The organism is Wolbachia endosymbiont of Madathamugadia hiepei, assembly GCF_013366855.1.
GTDB lineage: Bacteria > Pseudomonadota > Alphaproteobacteria > Rickettsiales > Anaplasmataceae > Wolbachia.
The window spans coordinates 1-4,584 of record NZ_WQMP01000078.1 but is presented as its reverse complement, the minus strand read 5'-3'; the positions used below and the strand labels follow the sequence as shown (position 1 = coordinate 4,584).

6 protein-coding genes and 1 pseudogene are annotated in these 4,584 nt (G+C 35.3%); 3 read left to right on the top strand and 4 right to left on the bottom strand.

All coding sequences use genetic code 11. The annotated features are described in order from the left end of the window. The 3 genes and pseudogenes from GO685_RS03490 to GO685_RS03480 form a co-directional block, all read left to right on the top strand. Window positions 1-140 (top strand): annotated as a pseudogene (locus tag GO685_RS03490) (IS982 family transposase); the annotation flags it as partial. Between the two features lie 143 nt (window positions 141-283). Next, window positions 284-1,018 (top strand): 3-oxoacyl-[acyl-carrier-protein] reductase, encoded by a 735-nt coding sequence (gene fabG / locus GO685_RS03485; RefSeq protein ID WP_175937590.1) that lies wholly within the window; start codon window positions 284-286, stop codon window positions 1,016-1,018. A 100-nt stretch (window positions 1,019-1,118) separates the two neighbouring features. Continuing rightward, window positions 1,119-1,469 carry a TrbC/VirB2 family protein gene (locus GO685_RS03480; protein ID WP_175937589.1) on the top strand — a complete coding sequence of 117 codons (351 nt, stop codon included), beginning with the start codon at window positions 1,119-1,121 and terminating at the stop codon, window positions 1,467-1,469. Between the two features lie 28 nt (window positions 1,470-1,497). Here GO685_RS03480 and GO685_RS03475 read toward each other — a convergent pair whose 3' ends face one another. From GO685_RS03475 to GO685_RS03460, 4 genes are all read right to left on the bottom strand, one after another. Beyond that, a complete protein-coding gene (locus GO685_RS03475; protein ID WP_175937588.1) occupies window positions 1,498-2,778 on the bottom strand; it encodes a M48 family metalloprotease in 1,281 nt (426 codons plus the stop codon). A 71-nt stretch (window positions 2,779-2,849) separates the two neighbouring features. Beyond that, window positions 2,850-3,503: a 3,4-dihydroxy-2-butanone-4-phosphate synthase gene (ribB, locus tag GO685_RS03470; RefSeq protein WP_175937587.1), complete on the bottom strand. Its 654-nt coding sequence runs from the start codon at window positions 3,501-3,503 to the stop codon at window positions 2,850-2,852. A gap of 3 nt (window positions 3,504-3,506) precedes the next feature. Then, entirely contained in the window at window positions 3,507-4,001 is a 495-nt protein-coding gene (gene greA / locus GO685_RS03465; protein ID WP_175937586.1) for a transcription elongation factor GreA, read from the bottom strand. Between the two features lie 9 nt (window positions 4,002-4,010). Beyond that, the coding region (locus tag GO685_RS03460) for a F0F1 ATP synthase subunit alpha (RefSeq protein WP_458695292.1) at window positions 4,011-4,584 on the bottom strand (574 nt) is incomplete at its 5' end.

Below are 4,584 nucleotides of genomic sequence, written 5' to 3'. Positions count from 1 at the left end.
ACCTGAAAAACAGATTAGAAATTGAACATACTCGCCATAGATCTCCTATTAACTTTTTAGTTCACATCTTTTCTACGCTTATTTCATATTCTTTACAACCCAAAAAACCTTCCATTTCCAACTCTTTCTTCGTCGGCTAATCCATAGTTAGCGTTATTTAGTAACAATTTTTGCATATCTTAATCTGACTTAGCTGTCATAGATCTAAGCTGCTTGTGTCATGCAAAAAATCTATTGCCAACTAGGCAATGCTCTGTTAGTAATCGGATAAAGCGAGGTTATTATGTTTCGATTAGAAGGCAGAAAGTTCCTGATTACTGGTGCATCAGGTGGAATAGGGCAGGCAATTGTAAAAACTATACATAAAGCCGGAGCAATTCTATGTATTTCTGGTACAAAAAAAGAAGCCCTAGAAGAAGTTGCTAAACTATATGAAAAAAATATTTATGTACTTCCTTGCAACTTATTAAATGCCGAGGAAGTACACCAGCTAATAAATAGAGCAAGCGAGTTGATGGAAGGTTTCGACGGGCTCGTATGTAATGCAGGAATTACACAAGATAGTTTATTGCTAAGAATGACAGATGAAACATGGCAAAAAGTGATTGATATTAACTTGAGTTCTACATTTAAACTAAATAGAGAAGCATGCAGGAAACTAATTAAGAATAACTGGGGGAGGATTATAAATATTTCTTCAATAGTAGGGTTAACAGGAAATGCTGGGCAGGCAAATTATGCAGCATCAAAAGCTGGAATAATAGCCATGAGTAAATCCATAGCAAAAGAAGTTGCAAGCCGCAATATAACAGTAAATTGTATTGCTCCTGGGTTTATAGATACTAAAATGACTGAAGTCTTAACTGAAGAACAGAAGAGAAAAATACTAGATAATATTCCAATGAAAAAAATGGGGACGGGAGAAGAAATAGCAGCGGGAGTTCTGTTTTTAGCAAGTGATGAAGCAAAATATATCACAGGGCATGTGCTGAACATTAACGGCGGTTTATTTATGTAGTGATACCTTATTTGTGGACAAGCCATAAATTTTACTTTAAAATAAATATGTGTAATAAAATTGTTCTTATTACACTAGTTTATTATTTAGAGGCAAAAAAATGAGCTCTACAATAAAAAAGTTTTTTAACGTCTTATGTTTGATGTTGTTTTTATCAGGCAATGTAGATGCCTCCAACCTTGATAGTGCTGGTATCAACGACACAACTGCCCAAGTAATATGCAATATTATTGGTTATGTTTGGGGGATAGGTGGTCCACTTATGACAGTAGTAATAATTGGTGCATCCTTGCTTGCAATATTTGGCAGAATGCCTTGGCCAGCTCTCTTTGCTTTAGGTATGTTTTGTGGTGTATTTTTTGGCGCTAAGACGATCATAATGAAAATTATACCCAATGTAAGCGATGAAGTCAAAAAAATGTTGGACAAGTGTGGACAGAATAACCCTTAAAAGTGATGGTGTACTAAAATGCTTTTTGTTATCCATTAAATTGTTTCATATCTTCAATTTGCAATAAGTAAGGGCTGTTTTTTGGTAAAGTTTTAACAGCTAACTCAGCATATTTCATAAATTGTTTTAAATTACCTTCAATGCAAGCCTTTTTCGTTAAAGCAAAATAATGCATTGCCGTATCAGCATTACGTTTATATGCAATACTGAAATACTTCCAGACAAAGGCATTATTTGGTTCTACACTTGCGATCTGTTCCAGGTAAAAAATTGCTTTCTTTGCATCACCGTACAACAATAAAGTATGGGATAATGTAAGTTTCACCAAATAACTGTCTTTCTCAGATAAATACCTAAGCGATCCTTCGTACATTTTTATTGCTTCACCTAAATTCCCCGCCTTGTACAGCATTTCTGCTCTTAATTCATATAAGTATGGGTCATCGCGTGACTTTTGAACTAATGAATCAACTATAGCAATAGCCTCTTCTATCTTTCCTTGCCTATAATGGATTATAGCATTTACGTACTCAGAATTACCTTCATATTTATTGGATAACACATGAATGGGAGAAAAGAAGGAGTCTAGCTTTGTAACCATACGCTTAAACCTTAGTAACTTATCTGCAAGAATTGGTTTCACATTGTTTTTAACCTTATAACTTTGTACAGCAAATATGCGCTTATCACTAAGTGGATGAGTGCGGAAATACCCTTCAGTATTTTCATGTTCGATACTTTTAAAGTAGTCAAAGACCTCTTTCATACCTGAATTATCATAGCCAGATTCATCAAGGTACCTTAAAGCATAACTATCTGCTACACTTTCTTGCTCTTGAGAATAGTTAAAAAACAGCCTTGAGCTAAGTGCTACGCCGCTTAGCAAAATTGCACTAGCAACCTGGGGATTAATAATAATAGTAGAAACCAATCCTACCACATAACTGACCATTGCTATTGATTGAAAATAACCCACAGCACCACTTAGCTGCAATACATGACCAGCAGATATATGAGCAATCTCATGTGCTAATATGCCAAGCAAAATGTAAGGCTCAGTTGAATGTTGTAAAAGTCCTAAGTGAATGAAAATGCTATTATTATCAATTACGAAAGCATTAATAGAATTATCATTAATTATGAAAACTTTTATTCGATCACTATCGATGCTTGCAGCAGAAAATAAGGGTTGTGCTAGTTCTTTTACCACTGCCTCCACCTCACTATCTCTAATAACGTTAACAGAGTAAGCGCTACTGCAATATATAAAAAAGAGCAATAAGGTAAAAAACCTAGCGATTTTAAACATGAAAATTCCGTATTTGTATAATTTTTAGGAATTTTACATTTTAACACTCAAATTATACAAATTTATAAACGCTAGCTTAACTTTTTAACGTAGCTAACAAGTTTACCGATGGTAGTTAACTTAATCTTATGTTGTTCAGCGAATTTAAGCAACTGAGGTAAGCGCATCATAGAGCCATCATCGTTCACTAATTCACACCCTACAGCCGCGTGATTAAGGCCAACTAACTTTGCTATTTCAACACTTGCTTCAGTATGACCATTGCGTGCCAAGACCCCACCATCGTTTGCAATAATGGGAAAAACATGACCGGGAGTAATAATATCATCTTTAGTGCTCTTTTCATCAACAGCGGTAAGTATTGTGCGCGTTCTATCATGAGCAGAAACACCTGTTGTAATACCATAACGTGCATCAATTGATGTAGTAAATGCAGTGTGAGGAATAAGCTTTTCATCTACATTACTTTTCCTCATAAATTCAAGGCCTAGCCTACTCATATGAGGTCTTGTCATAGCTAAAAATACAATGCCAGTGCCATATCTAACCATAAAAGCTACATGGTTTGGCTCTAGTTTTTCAGCTAAGACAATCAGATCACCTTCATTTTCTCTATCCTCATCATCAACTAAAATAAATAACTTACCAGAACGGGCATCCTCTAACACATCTTCCACAGGAGAAATACTAGATAGACTCATTGATGCATAAGTGGCCTGTACCATAATTTACTTAAATTCAATCTTAACTACTTTATATAACTTCTCTCCGCTTGGCACTACCACTTCCACGTATTCGCCAACTTTTTTGCCAATTAAAGCACTACCTAAAGGTGAACTAGTAGATATCAACTGTTTTGAAACATCAGCTTCATACTCACCTACAATTTTATAAATATATTCTGCTTCACTACCATCATCACTGAGCATGCTTAATGTCACGGTTGCACCAAAGATTACTGAATCGCCAGATAAGCTTTTCACTTCTATTACTTCTGCATATGAAATCTTGTTTTTTAACTCCATTATACGTCCTTCAATAAAACCTAACCTTTCTCGTGCAGCATGATACTCCGCGTTTTCGGATAAATCACCTTGATCACGTGCATCAGAAATAGCTTGTATAATGGAAGGCTTTTCTTCCTTTAATTTCTCAAGCTCGGCTTGCATATGTTCAAAACCTTCCCTTGTCATAGGAAACTTATTAACAATTGATGAAGCCATAACCACCACCTAAACGTAATTAAATTGAGTAACAAAATTACTCACAATATTGAAAATATCGTCTTTTATACCATCATTTATGCTGTTTGACAACTTTTTTAAAACTCCAGGGTGCACAGCATGAAAATAATTGATAAGATCATATTCAAATCTATTGACATCGCTTATTTGTACCTTGCTTAACTGATCATACAGATTAGAAAAGACGTACATCAATGCCACTTGCTCTTCTATTGGCATAGGTGAATGCTGCCTTTGCTTTAATAACTCAACAAGATATTTACCCTTGTTTAAGGACAGTTGAACACTAGCATCGAGATCAGAAACAAATTTTGCGAAATCTTCTAACTCTCTATATTGAGCTAAACTTAGCTTTATAGAACCAGCAACTTTTTTCACGGATTTCAATTGCGCAGCAGAACCAACTCGCGAAACTGATAAACCTATATTTACCGCAGGACGAAATCCTTTATGAAATAATTCAGACTCGAGGAAGATTTGCCCATCGGTAATCGAAATTACGTTAGTTGGAACATATGCAGATACATCACCAGCTTGAGTTTCGATAATTGGCAAAGCAGTT

Excerpts from the sequence above, each read along its gene's own strand:
- ribB (WP_175937587.1), bottom strand. The coding sequence starts at position 3,503 with ATGGTACAGGCCACTTATGCATCAATGAGTCTATCTAGTATTTCTCCT.
- GO685_RS03475 (WP_175937588.1), bottom strand. The coding sequence starts at position 2,778 with ATGTTTAAAATCGCTAGGTTTTTTACCTTATTGCTCTTTTTTATATAT.
- greA (WP_175937586.1), bottom strand. The coding sequence starts at position 4,001 with ATGGCTTCATCAATTGTTAATAAGTTTCCTATGACAAGGGAAGGTTTT.
- GO685_RS03480 (WP_175937589.1), top strand. The coding sequence starts at position 1,119 with ATGAGCTCTACAATAAAAAAGTTTTTTAACGTCTTATGTTTGATGTTG.
- fabG (WP_175937590.1), top strand. The coding sequence starts at position 284 with ATGTTTCGATTAGAAGGCAGAAAGTTCCTGATTACTGGTGCATCAGGT.